Annotated in this window: 25 protein-coding genes; all 25 read left to right on the top strand. The window is 69.6% G+C overall.

Translation table 11 applies throughout. The features are described 5' to 3' along the window. Positions 1-2 precede the first annotated feature (2 nt). Positions 3-605, top strand: a complete 603-nt coding sequence (locus B0E41_RS03690; protein WP_077328940.1) for a HupE/UreJ family protein — start codon at positions 3-5, stop codon at positions 603-605. Between the two features lie 41 nt (positions 606-646). Then, a complete protein-coding gene (cybH, locus tag B0E41_RS03685; protein ID WP_077329061.1) occupies positions 647-1,375 on the top strand; it encodes a Ni/Fe-hydrogenase, b-type cytochrome subunit in 729 nt (242 codons plus the stop codon). Positions 1,376-1,379: 4 nt separating this feature from the next. Further along, entirely contained in the window at positions 1,380-1,703 is a 324-nt protein-coding gene (locus B0E41_RS03680; RefSeq protein WP_253194593.1) for a HigA family addiction module antitoxin, read from the top strand. Positions 1,704-1,725: 22 nt separating this feature from the next. Next, complete coding sequence (locus tag B0E41_RS03675) at positions 1,726-2,388, top strand: HyaD/HybD family hydrogenase maturation endopeptidase (protein ID WP_077328938.1); 663 nt, start codon at positions 1,726-1,728, stop codon at positions 2,386-2,388. A gap of 3 nt (positions 2,389-2,391) precedes the next feature. Further along, positions 2,392-2,697, top strand: coding sequence for a HypC/HybG/HupF family hydrogenase formation chaperone (locus B0E41_RS03670; protein ID WP_077328935.1), 306 nt, complete (start codon positions 2,392-2,394; stop codon positions 2,695-2,697). 99 nt (positions 2,698-2,796) lie between these two features. Next, positions 2,797-3,222: a thioredoxin domain-containing protein gene (locus B0E41_RS03665; protein WP_253194599.1), complete on the top strand. Its 426-nt coding sequence runs from the start codon at positions 2,797-2,799 to the stop codon at positions 3,220-3,222. 25 nt (positions 3,223-3,247) lie between these two features. Then, positions 3,248-4,129, top strand: a complete 882-nt coding sequence (locus tag B0E41_RS03660; RefSeq protein WP_077328931.1) for a hydrogenase expression/formation protein — start codon at positions 3,248-3,250, stop codon at positions 4,127-4,129. Positions 4,130-4,160: 31 nt separating this feature from the next. Continuing rightward, the gene (locus B0E41_RS03655) at positions 4,161-4,388 is read left to right on the top strand and encodes a rubredoxin (RefSeq protein WP_077328930.1); all 228 of its coding nucleotides are present in this window, start codon (positions 4,161-4,163) and stop codon (positions 4,386-4,388) included. A gap of 190 nt (positions 4,389-4,578) precedes the next feature. Then, positions 4,579-5,127 carry a [NiFe]-hydrogenase assembly chaperone HybE gene (gene hybE, locus B0E41_RS03650; protein WP_077328928.1) on the top strand — a complete coding sequence of 183 codons (549 nt, stop codon included), beginning with the start codon at positions 4,579-4,581 and terminating at the stop codon, positions 5,125-5,127. Continuing rightward, positions 5,124-6,299 carry a hypothetical protein gene (locus B0E41_RS03645; protein WP_077328926.1) on the top strand — a complete coding sequence of 392 codons (1,176 nt, stop codon included), beginning with the start codon at positions 5,124-5,126 and terminating at the stop codon, positions 6,297-6,299. The genes hybE and B0E41_RS03645 overlap by 4 nt, the downstream gene beginning before the upstream one ends. Beyond that, positions 6,292-6,639 carry a hydrogenase maturation nickel metallochaperone HypA gene (locus B0E41_RS03640; RefSeq protein WP_077328923.1) on the top strand — a complete coding sequence of 116 codons (348 nt, stop codon included), beginning with the start codon at positions 6,292-6,294 and terminating at the stop codon, positions 6,637-6,639. The genes B0E41_RS03645 and B0E41_RS03640 overlap by 8 nt, the downstream gene beginning before the upstream one ends. A 23-nt stretch (positions 6,640-6,662) precedes the next feature. Further along, positions 6,663-7,646, top strand: a complete 984-nt coding sequence (gene hypB, locus B0E41_RS03635; RefSeq protein WP_077328921.1) for a hydrogenase nickel incorporation protein HypB — start codon at positions 6,663-6,665, stop codon at positions 7,644-7,646. A 13-nt stretch (positions 7,647-7,659) separates the two neighbouring features. After that, on the top strand, positions 7,660-8,811 hold the full coding sequence (locus B0E41_RS03630) for a hydrogenase maturation protein HypF (protein ID WP_077329057.1): 1,152 nt from the start codon (positions 7,660-7,662) through the stop codon (positions 8,809-8,811). After that, on the top strand, positions 8,802-9,050 hold the full coding sequence (locus B0E41_RS03625) for a HypC/HybG/HupF family hydrogenase formation chaperone (protein ID WP_077328919.1): 249 nt from the start codon (positions 8,802-8,804) through the stop codon (positions 9,048-9,050). Before B0E41_RS03630 ends, B0E41_RS03625 begins: the two co-directional genes overlap by 10 nt. Further along, positions 9,047-10,210: a hydrogenase formation protein HypD gene (gene hypD, locus B0E41_RS03620; protein ID WP_077328917.1), complete on the top strand. Its 1,164-nt coding sequence runs from the start codon at positions 9,047-9,049 to the stop codon at positions 10,208-10,210. Before B0E41_RS03625 ends, hypD begins: the two co-directional genes overlap by 4 nt. Then, positions 10,207-11,319, top strand: coding sequence for a hydrogenase expression/formation protein HypE (gene hypE, locus B0E41_RS03615; protein WP_077328915.1), 1,113 nt, complete (start codon positions 10,207-10,209; stop codon positions 11,317-11,319). Before hypD ends, hypE begins: the two co-directional genes overlap by 4 nt. 169 nt (positions 11,320-11,488) lie before the next feature. Then, a complete protein-coding gene (locus tag B0E41_RS03610; protein WP_077328913.1) occupies positions 11,489-11,956 on the top strand; it encodes a hypothetical protein in 468 nt (155 codons plus the stop codon). 7 nt (positions 11,957-11,963) lie between these two features. Then, complete coding sequence (locus B0E41_RS03605; protein WP_077328910.1) at positions 11,964-13,718, top strand: enoyl-CoA hydratase-related protein; 1,755 nt, start codon at positions 11,964-11,966, stop codon at positions 13,716-13,718. After that, entirely contained in the window at positions 13,715-15,175 is a 1,461-nt protein-coding gene (locus tag B0E41_RS03600; RefSeq protein ID WP_290440835.1) for a sigma-54 dependent transcriptional regulator, read from the top strand. Before B0E41_RS03605 ends, B0E41_RS03600 begins: the two co-directional genes overlap by 4 nt. After that, positions 15,172-16,995, top strand: a complete 1,824-nt coding sequence (locus tag B0E41_RS03595) for an NAD(P)H-dependent oxidoreductase subunit E (protein ID WP_077328908.1) — start codon at positions 15,172-15,174, stop codon at positions 16,993-16,995. The genes B0E41_RS03600 and B0E41_RS03595 overlap by 4 nt, the downstream gene beginning before the upstream one ends. Continuing rightward, on the top strand, positions 16,992-17,696 hold the full coding sequence (locus B0E41_RS03590) for a 2Fe-2S iron-sulfur cluster-binding protein (RefSeq protein WP_077328906.1): 705 nt from the start codon (positions 16,992-16,994) through the stop codon (positions 17,694-17,696). The genes B0E41_RS03595 and B0E41_RS03590 overlap by 4 nt, the downstream gene beginning before the upstream one ends. Then, positions 17,693-18,217 (top strand): NADP oxidoreductase, encoded by a 525-nt coding sequence (locus B0E41_RS03585; protein ID WP_077328904.1) that lies wholly within the window; start codon positions 17,693-17,695, stop codon positions 18,215-18,217. Before B0E41_RS03590 ends, B0E41_RS03585 begins: the two co-directional genes overlap by 4 nt. Positions 18,218-18,370: 153 nt before the next feature. Further along, a complete protein-coding gene (locus B0E41_RS03580) occupies positions 18,371-19,891 on the top strand; it encodes a Ni/Fe hydrogenase subunit alpha (protein ID WP_077328902.1) in 1,521 nt (506 codons plus the stop codon). Next, positions 19,888-20,436 (top strand): hydrogenase maturation protease, encoded by a 549-nt coding sequence (locus B0E41_RS03575; protein WP_077328900.1) that lies wholly within the window; start codon positions 19,888-19,890, stop codon positions 20,434-20,436. The genes B0E41_RS03580 and B0E41_RS03575 overlap by 4 nt, the downstream gene beginning before the upstream one ends. Then, entirely contained in the window at positions 20,433-21,428 is a 996-nt protein-coding gene (locus B0E41_RS03570; protein WP_077328897.1) for a HupU protein, read from the top strand. The genes B0E41_RS03575 and B0E41_RS03570 overlap by 4 nt, the downstream gene beginning before the upstream one ends.

Here is a 21,428-nt window from a genome sequence, read left to right as displayed (position 1 = left end):
ACATGCAATCGAAAAACATCCGTCGCGCGGCCGCCGCCGCGCTGCTGGCCGGCCTGGCCGGCGCGGCCCAGGCCCATCCGGGCCACGGTGCCACCAGCCTCATGGAAGGCCTGTCGCACCCCTTCGGCCTTGACCACCTGCTGGCCATGGTGGCCGTGGGCGTGTGGTCGATCTGTGCCCTGCCGAAAGGCAAAGCCTGGCAAGGCCCGGCCACCTTCCTGCTGGCGCTGGTGGCGAGCGCAGCGCTGGGCGCAGCGGGCGTGAGCCTGCCGTTCCTGGAGCAGGGCGTGGCGCTGTCGGTGGCGCTGTTCGGCGCCATGCTGGTGCTGGCCCGCCAGCCGATGCCGGCCGCCGTCGGCCTGGGGTTGGTGGCCGCGGCGGCTTCGCTGCACGGCCTGGCGCACGGCGCTGAAACGCCGGCCACGGGCTTTGCGGGTTATGCCGCGGGCTTCCTGCTGACCACCGCCGCGCTGCACCTCGGCGGCGTGGTCGCCGGTCTGGGCATCCGCCGCGCGCTGACCGAGCGCAGCGGCTGGGCGCTGGGTGGCCTGGGCGCGGTGCTGGGCACAACCGGCCTGGTGCTCTTCGGTCAGCTGGCGGCCTGACGGCCACCCCGATCCACGGCAACCGCTCTTTGGAGGCCACCATGTCCACCACATCCGAACAACTGATCGACGCCACCGGCATCGACGAGAGCGCCGTCGCGCACGGCCAGACCACCAAGTCGGTCTATGTGTACGAAGCGCCCGTGCGCCTCTGGCACTGGATCAACGCGGCGTCCATCACCGTGTTGGCGCTCACCGGCTACTTCATCGGCCAGCCGCTGCCCACCATGCCCGGCGAGGCCAGCGCGCACTACCTCATGGGCTACATCCGCTTCGCGCACTTCACGGCGGGCTACCTGCTGGCCGTGGGCCTGATCGGCCGCGCCTACTGGGCCATCGTTGGCAACCACCACGCGCGCGAGATTTTCTGGGTGCCGATCTTCCAGAAGGCCTACTGGCAAGAGGTGCTCACCATGCTCAAGTGGTACACCTTCCTGATCCCGCGGCCGGGCCGCTACGTGGGCCACAACCCGCTGGCACGGCTGGCCATGTTCGCGGGCTTCCTGATGCTCTCGATCTTCATGATCGTCACCGGCTTTGCGCTGTATGGCGAAGGTTCGCAGATGGGTTCGTGGCAGGAGCGGATGTTCGGCTGGGTGATCCCGCTCATGGGCCAGAGCCAGGACGTGCACACCTGGCACCGTTTGGGCATGTGGGCGCTGATCATCTTCATCGTCCTGCACGTGTACGCCGCGATCCGCGAAGACATCATGGGGCGGCAATCCATCGTGTCCACGATGATTTCCGGCCGCAGAACTTTTAAGGATTGATGCCGTGAAGCAGGCAGTCGCCAGTTGGTCCAGCCCGCCGCGTGGCGTGCCGGTGCGCACGCCCATGCACCCGGGGCGGCTGCTGGCGCGCACCTGCCTGGCGCCGCTGGGGCTGAGCCAGAGCGAGGCGGCCCGGGTGCTGGGTCTGTCGCGCCGCCGGCTGCACGAGCTGGTGCACGGCCAGCGGGCCATGTCGCCCGACACCGCCATCCGCTGCGCGCGCCAGTTCGGCATCGACGCCGGCTTCTGGCTCGCGCACCAGGCCGCCTGGGACAGCTTCCACGCCTGGAAGCGCCTCTGCGCGCCAACGTCTTCTTCTTCCCACTGACCGTTTGACGGGACCACCCACCATGAGCCTTCATCCGTCCGAATCCACCTGTCACCCCTCGGGTGACAGCCCGCGTTCCATCTGCGTGCTCGGCATCGGCAACCTGCTCTGGGCCGACGAAGGGTTTGGCGTGCGCTGCATCGAAGCGCTGCAGCGACGCTTCGAATTCGCCGAACACGTGTCGCTCATCGACGGCGGCACGCAGGGCCTGTATCTGATCCAGCACGTGCAGGCGGCCGACGCGCTGCTGATCTTCGACGCCATCGACTACGGCCTCGAACCCGGCACGCTGAAGCTCGTGCGCGACGACGCCGTGCCACGCTTCATGGGCGCCAAGAAGATGAGCCTGCACCAGACCGGTTTCCAGGAAGTGCTCTCACTCGCGCAACTCACTGGCAAATTCCCCGCGCAGGTGCTGCTCATCGGTTGTCAGCCGCAGGAGCTGGAAGACTACGGCGGCAGCCTGCGCCCGGTGGTGAAGGCCGCGATGGAAGAAGCGCTGGCCCTGGGCGTGGAGCAGATCGCGCACTGGGGCGGCGAGCCCGTGCCGCGCCGAACGCCGCTGGGCGAACGCGAGGCCGTGACGATGGACGAACTGGCCTTGGCCGCCTACGAAACGCAGCGCCCGGCGGCCCAAGAAGCCTGCCGCATAGGCGACGACCGCTTCATGCCCAAGGAAGCCTGAGCCATGTGCATCGGCATGCCCATGCAGGTCACCGCCACCGAGCCCGGCCACGCCTGGTGCGAAGGCCGTGGCGAGCGCCGCCGCGTGACCACAGCGCTGGTTGGTCCGCTGGAGCCGGGCGACTGGTTGCTGGTGTTCCTGGGCGATGCGCGCGAACGCATCGACGCCACCCGCGCGGCGGAAGTCAACAGCGCACTCGACCTCGTGCTCGGCGCCATGCAGGGCTTCGATGCCAGCGGCGACGCGGGCTTTTGTTTGCCTTCCCAAATGACCGCCGAGCAGCTGAAACAGCTGTCAGGCCAGTTTTAAAAATTCACTCAGGAGACCTCCATGAACACCGCCACAGAAACCCCCAGCCGGGCCTTTGCCCTGCCCGAGCCCGACACCAACCCCGCGCCGCCGCTGGTGATGCGCCTGGCGCGCGACTTCGGCGCCGCCTGGGTCGAAGAGACCACCGTGGCCGCGTGGAGCGCGGGCGGTGGCGACCGCGTGGTGTTGCTCGCAGGCGACCCGGTGCGTTTCCCCGAAGGCCAGGACGTGGCGGCGGTGTTGCCCGAACTCATGAAGACCTTCGCCAACCGCTTCCAGATCGCCGTGGTGCCGCGCGACAACGAGGACGCGGTGGCGCGCCGCTACGGCTCGCAACGCTGGCCCACGCTGCTGTTCTTCCGCGACGGCCAGTACGTCACCGCCATCGCCGGCATGCAGGACTGGGACGTCTACCTGAACGGCGTCGCCGCCGCGCTCACCATGCCGCCCTCGCGCCCACCCACCATCGGCATCCCGGTGGTGAGCCAGACCGGCGCGGCGAGCAGCGACAGCGGTTGCCATTGAACCCACCGACAGACAAGGACACCCCATGAAAGACTTTCCCATTCCCCTCGTCGCCCTCGGCCCGGGCACCCAGTCCGAAGACGAATCTCTGGACTACCTGCCCATGCCGAAAGACATGGACACCTACCGCGCGCCGGTGCTGCCCGAGCCCGAAGAGCTGGCCGGGCGCGATGCGGCCCGCGCGGTGCTGGACCAAGTGCTCGCGCTACTGGACCGCACGGCCGAGCGCGGCCCGGGCGGCCAGGTCTCGCTGACCGCGTTGCCCGCAGCCGACCTGCGGCTGGTCAACCAGATCATGGGTGAGGGCGAGGCCAGCGCCCTGGTGCGTGAAGAAGACGGCGCGCTCGAAGTGCGCATCCAGGAAGCGGTGCTCGCCGGTGTGTGGCGCCTCATCACCTTCCGCACCGTGAACGGCGAGCGCACGCTGATCGACGACGTGATCGAGGTCAGCCCGGTGCCGGCGCTGCTGCGCGTCATCGCGGTCGACGACGTGTGGCCGCAAGGCACGATGCCGCAGTGGGCCGGCCCGCTGCCACCCAACGTGCAGAACGCGCCGCTGCTGGTGGAAGAGATCCGCGACCAGGTGGCGGGATGGAAACCCGGCCAGGTCTCGCACGTGGTCAACCTCACGCTGCTGCCGGTCACGCCCGAAGACATCGGCTTTCTTGACCACCACCTGGGCACCGGCCGCGTGCTGATGCTTTCACGCGGCTACGGCAACTGCCGCATCTCCAACACGCGCTTGCCGAACTGCTGGCGCGTGGTGTACTACAACTCGATGGACAAGGTGATCCTCAACACGGTCGAGGTGGTGGACATGCCCGAGGTGGCCATGGCCGCCCCGGAAGACCTGCGCGATTCGCACGAGCGGCTGGCCGACGTGATGAACTACCTCGAGTCGGTGTAACGGTTCCCACCCACCCGGCACGCGAAACACCATGAGCGATCACCACTTCGAGGGCTTTGAAGGCTCGTACCTGGGCAACCGCGACGTGCTCCGCCCTGGCTCGCGCCTCGAATGCAAGATCTGCTGGTGGGTCTACGACCCGGCGCTCGGCGACCCGCAATGGCAGATTCAGCCTGGCACGCCGTTCGCCGACCTGCCCGCGCACTGGCGCTGCCCGAACTGCGACGGCGATGCCGAACAGTTCCTGATGCTGGAGTGATGGACGTGGAACACCAGCGCGGACCCTCACCCTCTTTCGACCCGTTCAGGACGGGCCTGGCCTCCTCCGCCAGCGGGCGAGGTGGCTTCACTCCCTCGCCCCTCTGGGGAGAGGGCTGGGGTGAGGGGCCCGCCGCGCCAACAACGTATGTCGCAGGCACAGGCCATGCGCCGCAAGATGGGCAACAGCCATGAGCCCGCTCACCCGCACAGACACACCCTCGGCCTCTCCCGCCCAGCTGGCCGCGCGCGTGCAAGCGTTGGTGGATTTCTACCGCCACGTGCAACACGAACGCATGCAAGGCATCCCCTTGCTCAACCCGGCGCTGTCGGTCGAGGCGGTGGGCTTCGAATGGACAGAAGGAGAAGAGGGCGCCGAGCCTGTGGCCGAAGGCGTGCTCATCACCCCCTGGTTCATGAACCTGCTGCGCCTGCCCGCGGTCAACCTGCCCCACGGCAACCGCGTGGGACGCAAAGCCGTGCGCGACTTCGGCAGCGAGCGGTTTGACTTCATCGGCGCGCACGACCCCGCCATCGGTTACCACGAAACCTGCGCGCTGTTCTCCCCCATGAACGGCTTCACCAGCCAGGACCTCGCGCGCGAGACTGCGCTGGCTTCGCTGGCACTGGTCCGGCCCGAGCCCGAAGCACCTGTGGATGCACCAGTTTCGGCCGAGCCGCTGCCAGCGCGCCGCGCCTTTTTCATGGCCCGCCGGCCGGACGCGGGAGCTGCGGTATGAGCACCGCGCTGTCCCATCTGGCCGGCAGCCTGCGCGTGGCACCGGGCGCGCCGCTGCCGCTGGCCCTGCACAGCAGCCGCCAGGACTGGGCGCCGCGCCTGACCCGCGGTCAGGCGGTGAGCGCCTTGCCCGGCCTCATGGCGAGCCTGTTCAACCTCTGCAGCCACGCGCACCGCCTGTGTGCCCAGCTCGCCATCGAGGCTGCCGTGCCCGGTCTGTTGCCCGCGCCCTCACAGGTGGCGCAGCGCCTGCGCACCGAGACCGCGCAGGAACACATCCGCCGCATCGGCCTGGACTGGCCGCGCCTGCTGGCCGCCGACGCGCACGGGCCGTGGGCTGCCCAGGCGCAGGCTGCGTTGATGACCTGCCCCTTGCTTGCGCCTGCAGCCACCGCCGTGGCCGACCCCTGGCCCGCCACGCTCGCCTGGCTGGAGGATCAGCTGCTGCAGATGCCGACCACCACCTGGCTTCGCGCCTGGCAGGCCTGCGGCACCGACTGGCTGCTCGACTGGTGCCACCGCCACCGCCACAGCGGCTGGCTGCCCGCGCTGCTGCGCGCCGCGCGCGAGGCCAACACGGCGGTCCCGCTGAACCCGGCCAGCGCGCTCCGTGCCCACGCAGACCTTGTTGGCCAACGCGGTTTGTCCGCTGCGCTGGCGCTCACGTCCGGCTTCGCGCTGCACCCCTTGTGGCACGGCGCGCCTGCCCACACCGGCCACTGGACGCGCTTGAACGACCTGCCCGGTGGCCTGCCGTTCACACCCTGGGCGCTGCTGGGCAGCCGCATCGCCGAGCTGATCCGCCTCTGCAAGCCCGATGTGCCAGGGCAGGGCGGCGCGGGTTGGCTGTGCTTCGGGTCGCTGAACACCGGTGAGCGCCAAGGCATGGCCTGGGTGGAAATGGCGCGTGGTCTGCTCGTGCACCAGGTGGAGATCGACGCGCCCGTGGGCGATGCGCCGGCGCGCGTGGCCGCCTACCGTGTGCTCGCGCCGACCGAGTGGAATTTCCATCCGCAGGGTGTGGTGGCACAACACATCGCCGCGCTGGATGCGGGCCAGCCCGCCGAAGACACCGAGCGCCGCGTGCGCCTGCTCATGGCCGCGTTTGACCCCTGCGTGCCGTTTGACGTGATGCACGCGCTGCCCGCTGGCCAGGAGGTGCACCATGCATGAAGCCAGCCTCGCCGGGGGTGTGTTGCAGCTGGTCGAAGACACGGCGGTGAGCGAAGGCTTTTCGCGCCTGCTGTCGCTGCGGCTTGAGGCCGGCCAGCTCGCGGGCGTGGACGTGCGCGCCCTGCGTTTCGCGCTGGAAAGCCTGGCGCCCGGCACCGTGCTCGATGGTGCGTTGATCGAAATCGAAGAACCCCCCGGTCAGGCCTGGTGCATGGGCTGCGCCCAGACCGTGGCGATCACCCAGCGCGGCGACGCCTGCCCGGCCTGCGGCAGCTACCAGATGCAGCCCACGGGCGGCATGGAATTGCGCGTCATTGACATGCAAGTCAGTGATGATTGAACAGTGATTGAAGGAGACAGACCATGTGTGTCGTTTGCGGATGCAGTGACAACAGCCCGGGCCATGCCCGGCATATCCAGACCCACGCGGGCGAGGCCGGCGTGGTGCAGGTGAACCCCGGCAACGGCGACCTGCACTTCGGCGCCGGCGCGGCCCGCGTCTCGGTGCCCGGCATGAGCCAGGCGCGGGCGATCAAGCTGGAGACCGACATCCTCGGTGCCAACAACCGCGTGGCCCAGCAGAACCGGGCACATTTCGAGGCGCACGGCGTGACCGCGCTCAACCTGGTCTCCAGCCCCGGCTCGGGCAAGACCACGCTGCTCTGCGCGACCATCGAAGCGCTCAAGGCCCATGCGCCCGGCCTGCATGTCGCCGTGATCGAAGGCGACCAGCAGACCAGCTTCGACGCCGACCGCATCCGCGCCACCGGCGCCCCCGCGATCCAGGTCAACACCGGCAAGGGCTGCCACCTCGACGCGCCCATGGTGAGCGAGGCCTTCGCGCAATTGCACAGCCACGACGACCACGATCACGGGCACGGCCATTCGCACGATCACCACCAGCATGACGCGCACAGCCTGCTGTTCATCGAGAACGTGGGCAACCTGGTCTGCCCCGCCGTGTGGGACCTGGGCGAAGCCGCCAAGGTCGCCATCCTCTCGGTGACCGAGGGCGAAGACAAACCGCTCAAGTACCCCGACATGTTCGCCGCCGCCTCGCTCATGGTGCTCAACAAGACCGACCTGCTGCCGCACGTGAAGTTCGACGTCGCGCGCTGCATCGAACTCGCCCGGCGCGTGAACCCCACCATCGAGATCCTGCAGCTCTCGGCCACCACCGGCGAAGGCATGGACGCCTGGCTGCACTGGCTGGACCACGCCATGGGCCACGGTCATCACCACCACGAAGAGCCTGACACCGAATCCGCATTGAGGCAGCGTGTGCACCAGTTGGAAGCCGAGCTCGCAAGCGCCCGCGCAGCGTTGGCCGCCGACACCGCGCTCTGACCTGATGTCCGCCATGAACACCGCGCCTTTGCCCACCGTGCTCGCCTGCGGCGCCTGGCTGAAAAACGCCGCCTGCCTGCTGGTGGATGGCGCGCCGGTGTGGTCGGCGGTGCACGGTGACCTCAGCAACCCCGCGGCTTGCGCCGCGCTCGAAGCCTCGGTGGAGTCCCTGCTGGCCGGCCACGGCGCGCCCATTGCCGCGGTGGCGCACGACCTGCACCCGGACTTCTTCAGCACCCAGCTCGCGGTGCAACTCGCCGCCATGCTCGGCGTGCCCGCCGTCGGCGTGCAGCACCACCACGCGCACATCGCTGCTGTCGTGGCCGAACACGGCATCGAAGGCCCTGTGATCGGTCTCGCGCTCGATGGCGTGGGCTTGGGTACCGACGGCCAAGCCTGGGGCGGTGAACTGCTCTGGGTGGACGGTGCGCAGTGGCAGCGCCTTGGGCATCTGACGCCGCTGGCCTTGCCCGGCGGCGACCGCGCCGCGCGCGAGCCCTGGCGCATGGCGGCCGGTGCCTTGCACGCGCTGGGCCGGGGCGATGAGATCACCACCCGTTTCGCACCGCAAGTCGGTGAAGCCGTAGCGTCGGGTGTGCAGCAGATGCTGGCGCGCAACCTGAACTGCCCCGCCACCAGCAGCACCGGCCGCTGGTTCGACGCGGCAGCCGGCGCGCTGGGCCTGAGCGTTCGCCAGACCGACGAAGCACAAGCCGCCATCGCACTCGAAGCTGCCGCCGCGCGCTGGCTTGCCCAACACCCGGACACGCCTCCGCTGACCGGCACCGTGATCGACGCCCAAAACCGCCTCGACCTGCGGGGCCTCATGCCCGCGCTGTTCAACACCGGCCCCGATGGCGTGGACGCAGCAGCAGCCGGCTTCCACCTCGCGTTGGCCGACGCGCTGGCCGGTTGGGTCACACAAGCCGCCCAAGAACGCGGCAGTCGCGACGTGTGCCTCGGCGGCGGCTGCTTCTTCAACCGCATCCTGCGCGAGCGTGTGACCGCGCGCCTGCAGGCTGCGAATCTGCGCGTGCACTGGCCGCTCGACAAGGGCTGTGGCGACGCCGGCCTCGCGCTCGGCCAGGCCTGGGCCGCCGCCCAGCAGCTGGCCGCGACCGCCCCACAAGAACACACCACGAAGGAAACCGAACCATGTGCCTAGCCATTCCCGCGCTCCTGGTGGAGCTGCGCCCCAACGATCAGGCCGTGGTCAACCTCGGCGGCATCCGCAAGGAAATCTCCATCGCCCTCGTGGCCGACGTGAAGGTGGGCGACTACGTGATCGTGCACGTGGGCCACGCCATCGGCGTGATCGACCCGGAGGAGGCCGAGCGCACCTTGGCGCTGTTCGCCGAAATGGCGCAGCTCGCACCCAATCCTGCACCGGCAGAAACAGCATGAAATACATCGACGAATTCCGCGACGGCGACCTCGCCCGCCAGATCGGCGCACGCATCGCCGCGGAAGCCCTCCCCCATCGCAGCTACAGCTTCATGGAGTTCTGCGGCGGCCACACGCACGCCATCAGCCGCTACGGCGTGCTGGAGCTGCTGCCGCCCAACGTGCGCATGATCCACGGCCCGGGCTGCCCGGTCTGCGTGTTGCCCATCGGCCGCATCGACCTCGCGATCCGCCTCGCGCTGGAGCGCGGCGCCATTGTCTGCACCTATGGCGACACCATGCGCGTGCCGGCCTCGGACAGCCTTTCATTCATCAAAGCCAAGGCGCGCGGCGGCGACATCCGCATGGTCTATTCCGCGGCCGACGCCATGGCCATCGCGCGCGCGAACCCGCAGCGCGAGGTGGTGTTCTTCGCCATCGGTTTCGAGACCACCACGCCGCCCACGGCGCTCGCCATCCGCGACGCGGCGCGCGAGGGCCTGGCCAATTTCAGCGTCTTGTGCTGCCACGTGCTCACACCCTCGGCCATTACCCACATCCTCGAATCGCCCGAGGTGCGCCAGCTCGGCACCGTGCCCATTGACGGCTTCATCGGCCCGGCGCACGTGAGCATCGTGATCGGCTCCGCACCCTACGACCACTTCGCCGAGGAGTACCGCAAGCCGGTGGTGATCGCGGGCTTCGAGCCGCTGGACGTGATGCAGGCGATCCTGATGCTGGTGCGCCAGGTCAACGAGGGGCGCGCCCACGTGGAAAACGAATTCACCCGCGCCGTCACGCCCGAGGGCAACCTCAAGGCGCAGGCCCTGGTGTCCGAGGTGTTCGAGTTGCGGCCGAGCTTCGAGTGGCGCGGCCTGGGTGAGGTGCCCTACAGCGCGCTCAAGATCCGCGAGGCCTTTGCCGCCTTCGACGCCGAGCGCCGCTTTGACCTGAGCTACACGCCCGTGGCCGACAACAAGGCCTGCGAGTGCGGCGCCATCCTGCGCGGCGTGAAGAAGCCGACCGACTGCAAGATCTTCGGCACCGTGTGCACGCCGGAAAACCCGGTCGGTTCCTGCATGGTGTCGAGCGAAGGCGCCTGCGCCGCGCACTACACCTACGGCCGCTTCCGCGACATCCCCATCGTCGTCACCACCGCCACCGAAGAGGCCACCCCATGAGAACCGACATCGAGCAACCCGCCGGTGGCGAGGCGCCCGCGCCCAGGCCGGTGAAGAAGAACTACATCCGGCCGCTCGACATCAAACACGGCCGCATCGACATGAGCCACGGCGCGGGCGGCAAGGCCGCGGCGCAGCTGATCGAGGAGCTGTTCCTCGCGGCCTTCGACAATGAATTCCTGCGCCAGGGCGACGACGGCGCGGTGCTGGCGCTGCCGGCCTTCGACCCGGCGCAGGGCCGGCTCGTGATGGCGACCGACGGCCACGTGATCTCGCCGCTGTTTTTCCCCGGCGGCGACATCGGCTGCCTCTCGGTGCACGGCACCGTGAACGACGTGGCGATGAGTGGCGCGAAGCCGCTGTACCTGAGCGCGAGCTTCATCATCGAAGAAGGCTTTCCGCTGATCGATCTGCAGCGCATCGTGAAGTCCATGGCCGCCGCTTCGCGCGAGGCCGGTGTGCCCGTGGTCACCGGCGACACCAAGGTGGTGGAGCAGGGCAAGGGCGACGGCGTGTTCATCAGCACCACCGGCGTGGGCGTGCTGCCGCCGGGTGTGCAGATCAGCGGACGCAACGCGCGACCGGGCGACGTGCTGCTGCTCTCCGGCAGCATCGGCGACCACGGCGTGGCGGTGCTCTCGAAGCGTGAATCGCTGGCTTTCGAGACCACCATCGAAAGCGACACCGCCGCACTGCACACCTTGGTGGCCGCGATGCTGGCCGCAGCCCCGGGCGCCGTGCGCGTGCTGCGCGACCCCACGCGCGGCGGCCTCGCCACCACGCTCAACGAGGTGGCGCGCCAGTCGGGCGTGGGCATGCTGCTGCGGGAGGCCGCCATCCCCGTGAAGCCGCAGGTGGACGCGGCGTGTGAGCTGCTGGGCCTGGACCCGCTGTACGTCGCGAACGAAGGCAAGCTGATCGCGGTGGTGGCGCCCGAGTTCGCTGAAACGGTGCTCGCCGCGATGCGCGCGCACCCGCTGGGGCAGGACGCGGCGCGCATCGGCGAGGTCACGGCTGACCCGCACCACTTCGTGCAGATGGCCACGCGTTTTGGCGGGCGGCGGGTGGTGGACTGGCTGAGTGGAGAACAACTGCCACGCATTTGTTGATCCCCCCGCGCCGCCTTCGGCGTCACCCCCCAGGGGGCAACGCTGGCGGCCCGGCGAAGCCGGTTCCGCGGCGTTCTGGGTGGGGCGCTGCACGCGCTCCGGATAGGTTTGGGTCTGCGTCCTTGGTCTTTGTTTTCGCCGGCCCATTCTGAGAGACGAGGAGATCGGGATGTCGAGTCAGGTGTTTCGGAAAACCGAGAGCGGCAAGGCCGAGATCGCTCGGCGGCAGGCGGGGCTGTCGGCCGCCACGCGCACGGTGCTGATCCTGGTGAACGGCAGCGATACGGTGTCTGCCCTGATGGCGCGTGGGCTGCCGCAGCTGCAGGGGCATTTGGACACGCTGCTGGCGCTGGGGTTGATCGAGCCGGTGGCGCCGCCGCCCGCACCGGTTTCCGCCTCTATGGCGGCGCAGGCGGCGTCTGCCAGCCCCAACCTCGACGCTTTGCGCCGCCAGGCCATGGCCTATCTGGGCAACCATTTCGGGCCCGACACGCCGCAGGTGGCCCAGGCCCTGCTGGGCGCGCGCAGCGTGGCCGAGTTCAACGCTGCGCTGGACGGCATCGAGTCCAAACTGGCCATCTACCTGGGGCGCAAGCAGGCCGCGCGCGAGCTGCTGGCACTGCGCCCCGCCACCTGACAACCCGATGAACCCCTTGCGCATCCTCCTGCTCTGCCACAGCTTCAACAGCCTCACCCAGCGGCTCTTCGCCGAGCTGCGCGCGGCGGGCCATACCCTGAGCGTGGAGCTCGACATCGCCGACAGCGTGACCGAAGAGGCCGTGGCGCTGTTCCGGCCCGACCTGGTGCTGGCGCCGTTCCTCAAGCGCCGCATCCCGGCCACCGTGTGGCAGCGCGTGACCTGCCTCGTGGTCCACCCCGGCCCGCCGGGCGACCAGGGGCCGTCGGCGCTGGACTGGGCGGTCTGGCGCGGTGAGCCGCACTGGGGCGTGACGGTGCTGCAGGCCAACGGCGATTTCGACGCCGGTCCGGTCTGGGCCCATGCGCGCTTTCCCCTTCGCGAGGCCACCAAGGGCAGCTTGTACAGGCGCGAGGTCACGCAGGCTTCGCTGCAGGCCACGCTGGCCGCCGTGCAGCGCTTCGCTGGCGGGGAGCGCGAAGCCCCGGCGTGGACCGATGAGGCGCAGCAGGTGCGCTGGCAGCCGCTGCTGCGCCAGGGCGAACGCGCGATCAATTGGTTCGAGGACAGCACCGCCACCGTGCTCGCAAAAATTCGAAGTGGTGACGGCCAGCCCGGCGTGCTCGACGCGCTCTGGGGCCAGCCCTGTTACCTGGGCGACGCCCACCCGGCCAGTGCCGCGAGCATGGCCGAGTTCAGCAATGCCGAACCCGGCGCTTTGCTGGCCGTGCGCGACGGCGCGTTGCTGCGCCGCACGGTGGACGGCGGCGTCTGGATCGGCCAGGCGCGCCGCGCCGACCCGCCGGGCACATCGCCTGCGCAGGGCAGTTTCAAGCAGGTGGCGGCCGAGCTGTTCGCCAGCGAAGCGGCCAGCCTGCCGCAGCGCCCCGTGCCGCTGGAGCGGGCAGCCGACGAGTGGGGCGAACTGCGCTACATCGAACAAGGCCCCGAGGGCGCGCGCGTGGGCTGCCTGAGCTTCGACTTCTACAACGGCGCCATGTCCACCGCACGCTGCGAGCGCCTGCGCGCCGCGCTGCTCCAGGTGCGCGAGCGGCCCACGCAGGTGTTGCTGCTGATGGGCGGTGAAGGCTTCTTCAGCAACGGCATCGACCTCAACAGCATCGAGGCCGCGGCCCACCGCGCGGGCGACAGCGCGGCCGATGCCTCGTGGCGCAACATCCACGCCATGAACGATGTCGCGCTCGCGGTGTTGCAGACCACCGACCGCCTCACGGTCAGTGTGCTGCGCGGCAACGCGGGCGCCGGCGGCGCCTTCCTGGCGCTCGCGGCCGATCAGGTGTGGGCGCACGGCAGTGTGGTGCTCAACCCCCACTACAAGAACATGGGCAACCTCTACGGTTCCGAGTACTGGACCTACCTGCTGCCGCGCCGCCTGGGCGAGGCGGGCGCGAAAGACCTGATGGCGCAGCGCCTGCCGCTGCTGGCCGCCGAAGCGCTGAAGATCGGCCTGATCGACCACAACGATGAGGGGCCGCGCGAAGGCTTTGAAGAACGTTGTCTGCAACGCGCGCTGGCCCTGGCCGGCTCCTACAATGACAGCGGAGAGCTGGCGGCCCAACAGGCCCGGCGCGAGCAGGACGAAGCCCATCGTCCGCTGGCCCATTACCGCGAACAGGAACTGGCGCGCATGCACCGCAATTTCTACGGCTTCGATCCCAGCTACCACGTGGCGCGCCACCACTTCGTGCACAAGCAGCCGCACGCCTGGACCCCAAGGCACCTGGCGGTACACCGGCTGTGACATCGCCTCTTCTTCCCGAAGCCCTGCCCACCGTGCTCGTGGTGGACGACGAAGTGCGTTCGCAGGACGCGATGCGGCGCACGCTGGACGAGGACTTCACCGTGTTCACCGCCAGCAGTGCCGAGGAAGCGCGCGGCCTGCTGCAGCGCCAGCCGGTGAGCGTGATCCTGTGTGACCAGCGCATGCCCGGCATGACGGGCGTGACCTTCCTGAAGGAGGTGCGCGAGCAGTGGCCGGAGACCGTGCGCATCGTCATCTCGGGCTACACCGACAGCGAAGACATCATCGCCGGCATCAACGAGGCCGGCATCTACCAGTACATCCTCAAGCCCTGGGCGCCCGACCACCTGCTCGACTCGGTGCGCAACGCGGTGGAAGCGCAGACGCTGCAGCGCCAGACCAGCCGGCTCGACCTGGAGCTGCGCACCAGCACCCGCGTGCTGCGCCAGCGCACCGCGAACCAGATGGCGCAGGCGCGCAGCAGCTTCGGTTTCGACCGCATCGTGCGCGCGCCGGGCAGCCCGCTCGATCTCGTGTGCGCCATGGCCGAGCGGGTCGCGCGTTACGACATCCCGGTGATGGTGCTCGGTGAATCGGGCACCGGCAAGGAGCTGCTGGCGCGCGCCATTCACTACGCCTCTCCGCGCCTGGCGGGGCCTTTTGTGGTGGAGAACTGCGCGGCCATCCCCGACACCCTGCTCGAATCCGAGCTCTTCGGCCACAAGCGCGGTGCGTTCACCGGCGCTTTTGAAGACCACCTCGGCCTGTTCCAGCGCGCCAGCGGTGGCACCGTGTTTCTCGACGAAATCGGCGAAACCTCGCCGGCCTTTCAGGTGAAGTTGCTGCGCGTGTTGCAGGAGGGCGAGGTGCGGCCCGTGGGCGGCGCGCGCCCGGTGCCGGTGGACGTGCGCGTGATCGCCGCCACCCACCGCCAGCTGGAGCAGCGTGTGCGCGACGGCCTGTTCCGTGAAGACCTCTACTACCGCCTGGCCGGCATCACCATCACCGTGCCGCCGCTGCGCGAGCGCGTGGCCGACATCCCTCCCATCGCTCACCAGCTGGTGCTGGATGTGGCGGCCGAACTGGGCCACCCGGGTGCGACCCTGCCGGACGAAACCATGGCCTGTCTGTTGGCCTACCCGTGGCCGGGCAACATCCGCGAGCTGCGCAACGAGATCGCGCGCGCGCTCGCCCTGCACGATGGGACGCAGCTGGACGCCGCGGCCTTCTCCAGCCGCGTGCTGCAAGGCCGCGCTTCGGGCTCGGCCGACGACCTCACCGCCGCCATTCCGCAGAGCGGCACGCTGGGCGAACGGCTGGACGTGATCGAGGCCATGCTGTTGCGCGAAACCCTGTTGCGCCAGCGCTGGAACAAGACGCGGGCGGCGCAGGAACTCGGGTTGTCGCGCGTGGGTCTCAGGGCCAAAATGCAGCGCTTCGGTCTCGACAAGCCATGACCGCATTCGACCAGCCCCGTGCCTTCCACGCCGCTGATGCGGTGCTGGCCCGCTGGGGCCACGACCTGCACGCGCTCGTGCAGGTGCTGCGCGAAACGCAGGCACAGACCCACTGGCTGCCGCGCGACTTGCTGGCGCACATCGCGCAAGCGCTGCACCTGCCGCTGGCCCAGGTCGAAGGCGTGGCCACGTTCTACCGCTTCTTCCACACCCGGCCCGTGGGCCGCCTGCGCGTGCTGTTCTCCGACAACATCACCGACCGTTTGTTGGGCAGCGAGGCGCTGCTGGCCCGGCTCTGCGAACGCCTGCGTGTGGCGCCGGGCGAGACCGATGCCCAGGGCCGCTTCAGCGTCGACCGGGCGTCCTGCACCGGTCTGTGCGACCAGGGCCCGGCGCTGCTGATCAACCACCACCAGGTGATCACCCGGCTCGATACCGCGCGGGTGGACGCGCTCGCCGCGCTCATGCTGGCCGAGGTACCGGTGGGTGAATGGCCCACTGAGTGGTTCCGCGTGGACAACAAAGTGCACCGCGCCGGTGTGCTGCTGAGCGGGTTGCCGGCGGACGCGCCGGCCTTGCCCGAAGTGCTCGCGCGAGAACCGCAGGCCCTGATCGACGAATTGGCCCGCGCCGGCTTGCGCGGCCGCGGCGGCGCAGGCTTCCCGACCGCGCGCAAATGGCAGGCTTGCAAAGACACCAGCGGCCCGCAACGCTGCGTGGTCTGCAACGCCGACGAAGGCGAGCCCGGCACCTTCAAGGACCGCGTGCTGCTCAGCGAGCACGCCGACGCCGTGTTCGATGGCATGACCATCGCCGCGCGCGCCGTCGGTGCGCAGCAGGGCTGGCTCTACCTGCGCGGCGAATACCGCTACCTGCTGCCGCATCTGCAGGCGGTGCTGGAGCGCCGCCGCGCCAGCGGGCTGCTGGGCGCCAACGCCGCTGGCTTGACCGGGTTGGACTTCGACATCGGCATCCACCTCGGCGCCGGGGCGTATGTGTGCGGCGAGGAGTCGGCGCTGATCGAATCGTTGGAAGGCCAACGCGGCACGCCGCGCATCCGCCCGCCGTTTCCGGTGGAGCGCGGTTACCTCGGTCGCCCCACCGTGGTCAACAACGTCGAGACCTTCTGCGCCGTGGCCCACATTGCGCGCCGCGGTGGCGCCTGGTGGGCCGCCATGGGCACGGTCTCGTCCACCGGCACCAAGATCCATTCCGTCTCGGGCGACTGCGAGCGCCCCGGCCTGTACGAATACCCGCTGGGCACCCCCATCGCGCAGATCCTGGCCGACTGCGGCGCACGCGATGCCCAGGCGGTGCAGGTGGGCGGCCCATCGGGCAGCTGTGTGCCCGCATCGGCGTTCGAGCGGACCATCGCCTTCGACGACGTGCCCAGTGCCGGCGCCTTCATGGTCTTCAACGGCACGCGCGACCTGTTCGAGGTGGCGCGCCACTTTGCCCGCTTCTTCGCGCACGAAAGCTGCGGCCTCTGCACACCCTGCCGCGTGGGCACCGAACTGGTGGTGCGGCGGCTGGACAAGCTCGCGCACGAGCGCGGCGCCGGTCGCGGCTCGGCCTTCGACCTGCAACGTCTGCACGAGCTGGATGTGCTGTTGCACAGCGGCACGCACTGCGGCCTGGGCGCCTCGGCCTGCAACCCGCTGCGCGACACGCTGACCCACTTCGGGCAGGTCTACGCATCGCGCACGACCACCGCGCAGTTCGAACCCGAGTTCGATCTCGACGCCGAACTTTCGGCGGCCCGGCGCGTCACGGGTCGCACCGACTCCGGCGCCCACCTGCACACGGAGCACAAGCTATGAGTGGACCGCGCGACAACGACCGGGCGGTGTTCCAGTTCGACGGCCAGCCCGTTCCGCTGCAACCCGGCGACACCATCCTGCAAGCCGCACAACGCGCCGGCCACGACGTGCCCCACCTGTGCTGGCACCCCGAGGTGTCGGCCAGCGCCTCGTGCCGGGTCTGCACGGTGCAGGTGAACGGCCGGCCAGTAGCGGCCTGCACAACAGCCGTTGCCGCCGGGCAATCCGTGGACTGCCACACCGCCGAACTGCGCGCGCAGCGGCTGCGCCTGTTGCAGATGCTCTTCGTCGAGGGCAACCACTTCTGCCCCGGCTGCGAAAAAAGTGGCCTCTGCCTGCTGCAGGAACAGGCAGAGCGCGCCGGCATGACCGATCTGCATTACGAGACGCTCAACCCCGAGCGCCCGGTCGACGCCAGCCACCCCGACGTGCTGTTCGAGCCCAACCGCTGCATCCTCTGCCAGCTCTGCGTGCGCGCCAGCGACGAACTCGATGGCAAACAGGTCTTCGCCATCGGTGGCCACGGCATCGCCACGCACCTGCTGATCAACAGCACCAGCGGCCGGCTCGGTGACAGTGCGCTGTCGGTGACCGACCGCGCGGCCCACATCTGCCCGGTGGGTGCGCTGCTGCCCAAGCGGGTCGGCTTTGCGGTGCCCATCGGTCAAAGGACCTTCGACGACGAGGAGACGCGTGGATGAGCGCCGTCAATGCTCCCCGCAAGCTGCGCGTGGCCACGGTCTCGCTGGCCGGCTGCTTTGGTTGCCACATGTCCTTCCTGGACATCGACGAGCGCCTGTTCGAACTGATCGAACACATCACATTCGACCGCTCGCCGCTCACCGACATCAAGACCGTGGGGCCGTGTGACATCGGCTTGGTCGAGGGTGGGCTCTGCAACGCAGAAAACGTGGAGGTGCTGCGCGCGTTCCGCGCCAACTGCCGCGTGCTCGTGGCCGTGGGCGCCTGCGCCATCACCGGCGGCCTGCCGGCCCTGCGCAACCACCTCGATGTGGGCGACATGCTGCAGGCGGTCTACGGCGAGGTGCCCAACGACCCCGAGCTTCCGCTGCCGCTCAACAAGGTGCACCCCATCCACGAGGTGGTGCGCATCGACCACGCGCTGCCCGGCTGCCCGCCGTCGGCCGATGCGTTCTGGCAGTTCCTGCAGGACCTCATCGCCGGGCGCGAACCGACGCAGGTTCTGATCCGCTACGACTGATGCCATGACTGAATGTGAAGCCCCCCTGCGCCGCTTCGCGTCTTCCCCCCGTGGGGACGGCACTGGCCGTCCGGCAAAGCCGGCCCGGCGGTGCCCCTGGGTGGCGTTGTGCCATGCGTCGTGTGTCGCGCTCAGCGCGGTGGAGCAACAGCCATGAACCCTTCTTCTCTCGAAACCGCCGCCGACCCGCAGGGCCTGCGCCGCATCGTGATCGACCCGGTCTCGCGCGTCGAGGGCCACGGCAAGGTCACGCTGCTGCTGGATGAACACAACCGCATCCAGCAGGTGCGCCTGCACATCGTCGAATTCCGGGGCTTCGAGCAGTTCATCGTCGGCCGGCCCTACTGGGAGGTGCCGGTGATGGTGCAGCGCCTGTGCGGCATCTGCCCGGTCTCGCACCACCTGGCCGCCACCAAGGCGCTGGACCGCGTGGTCGGCGGCTGGCCGGTGCCCGAGGCGGCCAACCAGATCCGCCGCCTCATGCATTACGGCCAGATCGTGCAGAGCCACGCACTGCACTTCTTCCACCTGTCCTCGCCCGACCTGCTGTTCGGCTTCGACGCCGACGTCGTGCAGCGCAACATCGTGGGCGTGGCGATGGCGCACCCCGAGGCCGCGCGCCAGGGTGTGATGCTGCGCAAGTTCGGGCAGGAGTGCATCCGCATCACGGCGGGCAAGCGGGTGCACGGCACCGGCTCGGTGCCCGGTGGCATGAACCGCGCGGTGGATGCGGCCGAACGCGACGTGCTGCGTGCGCAGTTGCCAGAGGTACTGGCCTGGGCCGAGGCGGCGGTGGACCTGGCCGCACGCCTGCACACCGGCCTGCCTCAGCACCTCGGCGGCTTTGCCGAAACCCCCGCGGCCATGATGTCGCTGGTCGGCCCTGGCGGCGCCATGGAGTTCTACGACGGCACGCTGCGCGTGCGCGAGGCCGACGGGCGCATCGCGGTCGACGGCTTCGAAGACCAGCGCTACCGCGAGCTGATCGGCGAGGGCGTCAAGCCCTGGACCTACATGAAGTTCCCCTACCGCCTGGCGCTCGGTCCCGACGCCGGCTGGTACCGCGTCGGCCCGCTGGCCCGCGTGCAGAACTGCGACTTCATTCCCACGCCCCGCGCCGAAGCGCGGCGCCAGGCCTTCGTGGCCGCGCACGGTGGCCAGCCGGTGCACGCGGTGCTCGCCACCCACTGGGCGCGCATGATCGAACTGCTGCACGGCGTGGAGGTGATCGCGCAGTTGCTGGACGACCCGGCCATCCTCGGCGGCCCGCTGCTCGCCAGCGGTGAGCGCCAGCGCGGTGGTGTCGGCATCATCGAAGCGCCACGCGGCACGCTGATCCACGAGTACGAAGTGGGCGACGACGACCTGGTGACGAGCTGCAACCTGATCGTCTCGACCACGCACAACAACCAGGCCATGAACGAGGCCGTGCGCTCGGTCGCGCTGCAGTACCTGGACGGCCAGACCATCACCGAGCCGCTGCTCAACCACATCGAGGTTGCCATTCGCGCCTACGACCCCTGCCTGTCGTGCGCCACGCACGCGCTGGGCCAGATGCCGCTGGCGGTGACGCTGCGCGACGCCCACGGTGAGGTGCTCGACCACGTGCACCGCTCGTCCCGCGGCGACACCGTGCGCGGCACCCGGCCGCATTCGGCGGAGGCTGCGTCATGAGCTCAGCGCCGGGCCGCTCCCAAGCAAGCTCGCACCGCAGCCCGGAGGGCGAAGGTACGCCAGTGACCTCCAAGGTGGCGCCGCTGCTGGTGTTCGGCTGGGGCAACCCGAGTCGGGGCGACGACGCGCTCGGCCCGTTGCTGGTCGAACAACTGGCCGACCGGGCACAGGCACAGCTGCCGGCAGGGCGGCTCGAATGCCTTACCGACTTCCAGCTGCAGGTCGAACACGCGCTCGACCTCGTGGGCCGCGAGCGTGTGCTCTTCGTGGACGCCGCCATCGGCCTGCAAACGCCGTTCGCGGTGAGCACCGTGCTGCCCGCGCCGGTCGCTGGCTTCACCACCCACGCGCTGGCCCCCGAGGCGCTGCTGCAGGTCTACACCGGGCTGGAGCGCGCCGAGCCACCACCGTGCACGCTGCTCGCCATCCGCGCCCAACGCTTCGAGCTGGGCGAGGCACCCGGTGAACAAGCGATGGCCGATCTGGCGCAAGCGCTGGCCTGGGCGATGACCTGGGCCGGCCTGACCGAGGAGATGACCACATGAACGTGCTCTGGCTTCAAAGTGGCGGTTGCGGCGGCTGCAGCATGTCGCTGCTGTGCGCCGACACCCCCGATTTCCAGGGCCATCTGCGCGACGGTGGCGTGAACCTGCTGTGGCACCCGTCGCTGTCGATGGCGAGCGGCGAGGAGGTGATCGCGCTGCTGCACTCGGTGCTGGAGGGGGGCACCCGGCTCGACGCGCTGTGCGTCGAAGGCTCCTTGCTGCGCGGCCCCAACGGCACCGGGCGTTTCCACATGCTGGCCGGCACCGGCCTGCCCATGATCCACTGGGTGCGCGAACTCGCGGCGAAAGCGGCACACGTGCTGGCGGTGGGCAGTTGCGCGGCCTGGGGCGGTATCACGGCGGGCGGGGACAACCCCACCGACGCCTGCGGCCTGCAGTACGAGGACGACCGCATCGGTGGCCTGCTCGGCGCCGAATTCCGCTCCGGCAGCGGCCTGCCGGTGATCAACATCGCGGGCTGCCCGACCCACCCGAGCTGGGTGATCGACACGCTGATGGCGCTGGCCGCCGACGGCTTCGTGGCCGACGACCTCGACCCGCTGAACCGCCCGCGTTTCTACGCCGACCAGCTGGTGCACCACGGCTGCACCCGCAACGAGTACTACGAGTTCAAGGCCAGCGCCGAAAAGCCGTCCGACCTGGGCTGCATGATGGAGCACATGGGCTGCAAGGGCACGCAGGTGCACGCCGACTGCAACACCCGGTTGTGGAACGGCGAGGGCAGCTGCACGCGCGGTGGCTACGCCTGCATCGCCTGCACCGAGCCCGGGTTCCAGGAACCCGGCCACCCGTTCCACGAGACGCCCAAGCTCGCCGGCATCCCCATCGGCCTGCCGACCGACATGCCCAAGGCCTGGTTCGTGGCGCTGGCTTCGCTGTCCAAGAGCGCGACGCCGAAGCGGGTGAAGAACAACGCGGTGGCGGACCACCTCGTTGTCAAACCCGCAGTGAGAAAGACACGCTTGAAATGA

This window comes from Hydrogenophaga sp. A37, from assembly GCF_002001205.1.
Lineage (GTDB): Bacteria > Pseudomonadota > Gammaproteobacteria > Burkholderiales > Burkholderiaceae_C > Hydrogenophaga.
Note: the sequence above shows the minus strand (reverse complement) of the source record. Positions and strands in the feature narration are given on the sequence as shown.

What these genes read in the sequence shown, in the direction of transcription:
- B0E41_RS03610 (WP_077328913.1), top strand. Translation starts at nt 11,489, where the DNA reads ATGTCGAGTCAGGTGTTTCGGAAAACCGAGAGCGGCAAGGCCGAGATC.
- B0E41_RS03605 (WP_077328910.1), top strand. Translation starts at nt 11,964, where the DNA reads ATGAACCCCTTGCGCATCCTCCTGCTCTGCCACAGCTTCAACAGCCTC.
- B0E41_RS03625 (WP_077328919.1), top strand. Translation starts at nt 8,802, where the DNA reads ATGTGCCTAGCCATTCCCGCGCTCCTGGTGGAGCTGCGCCCCAACGAT.
- B0E41_RS03630 (WP_077329057.1), top strand. Translation starts at nt 7,660, where the DNA reads ATGAACACCGCGCCTTTGCCCACCGTGCTCGCCTGCGGCGCCTGGCTG.
- B0E41_RS03655 (WP_077328930.1), top strand. Translation starts at nt 4,161, where the DNA reads ATGAGCGATCACCACTTCGAGGGCTTTGAAGGCTCGTACCTGGGCAAC.
- B0E41_RS03640 (WP_077328923.1), top strand. Translation starts at nt 6,292, where the DNA reads ATGCATGAAGCCAGCCTCGCCGGGGGTGTGTTGCAGCTGGTCGAAGAC.
- B0E41_RS03580 (WP_077328902.1), top strand. Translation starts at nt 18,371, where the DNA reads ATGAACCCTTCTTCTCTCGAAACCGCCGCCGACCCGCAGGGCCTGCGC.
- hypE (WP_077328915.1), top strand. Translation starts at nt 10,207, where the DNA reads ATGAGAACCGACATCGAGCAACCCGCCGGTGGCGAGGCGCCCGCGCCC.
- hybE (WP_077328928.1), top strand. Translation starts at nt 4,579, where the DNA reads ATGAGCCCGCTCACCCGCACAGACACACCCTCGGCCTCTCCCGCCCAG.
- B0E41_RS03595 (WP_077328908.1), top strand. Translation starts at nt 15,172, where the DNA reads ATGACCGCATTCGACCAGCCCCGTGCCTTCCACGCCGCTGATGCGGTG.
- B0E41_RS03645 (WP_077328926.1), top strand. Translation starts at nt 5,124, where the DNA reads ATGAGCACCGCGCTGTCCCATCTGGCCGGCAGCCTGCGCGTGGCACCG.
- hypD (WP_077328917.1), top strand. Translation starts at nt 9,047, where the DNA reads ATGAAATACATCGACGAATTCCGCGACGGCGACCTCGCCCGCCAGATC.
- B0E41_RS03585 (WP_077328904.1), top strand. Translation starts at nt 17,693, where the DNA reads ATGAGCGCCGTCAATGCTCCCCGCAAGCTGCGCGTGGCCACGGTCTCG.
- B0E41_RS03660 (WP_077328931.1), top strand. Translation starts at nt 3,248, where the DNA reads ATGAAAGACTTTCCCATTCCCCTCGTCGCCCTCGGCCCGGGCACCCAG.
- B0E41_RS03575 (WP_077328900.1), top strand. Translation starts at nt 19,888, where the DNA reads ATGAGCTCAGCGCCGGGCCGCTCCCAAGCAAGCTCGCACCGCAGCCCG.
- B0E41_RS03675 (WP_077328938.1), top strand. Translation starts at nt 1,726, where the DNA reads ATGAGCCTTCATCCGTCCGAATCCACCTGTCACCCCTCGGGTGACAGC.
- B0E41_RS03590 (WP_077328906.1), top strand. Translation starts at nt 16,992, where the DNA reads ATGAGTGGACCGCGCGACAACGACCGGGCGGTGTTCCAGTTCGACGGC.
- B0E41_RS03570 (WP_077328897.1), top strand. Translation starts at nt 20,433, where the DNA reads ATGAACGTGCTCTGGCTTCAAAGTGGCGGTTGCGGCGGCTGCAGCATG.
- B0E41_RS03690 (WP_077328940.1), top strand. Translation starts at nt 3, where the DNA reads ATGCAATCGAAAAACATCCGTCGCGCGGCCGCCGCCGCGCTGCTGGCC.
- B0E41_RS03670 (WP_077328935.1), top strand. Translation starts at nt 2,392, where the DNA reads ATGTGCATCGGCATGCCCATGCAGGTCACCGCCACCGAGCCCGGCCAC.
- hypB (WP_077328921.1), top strand. Translation starts at nt 6,663, where the DNA reads ATGTGTGTCGTTTGCGGATGCAGTGACAACAGCCCGGGCCATGCCCGG.
- B0E41_RS03665 (WP_253194599.1), top strand. Translation starts at nt 2,797, where the DNA reads ATGCGCCTGGCGCGCGACTTCGGCGCCGCCTGGGTCGAAGAGACCACC.
- cybH (WP_077329061.1), top strand. Translation starts at nt 647, where the DNA reads ATGTCCACCACATCCGAACAACTGATCGACGCCACCGGCATCGACGAG.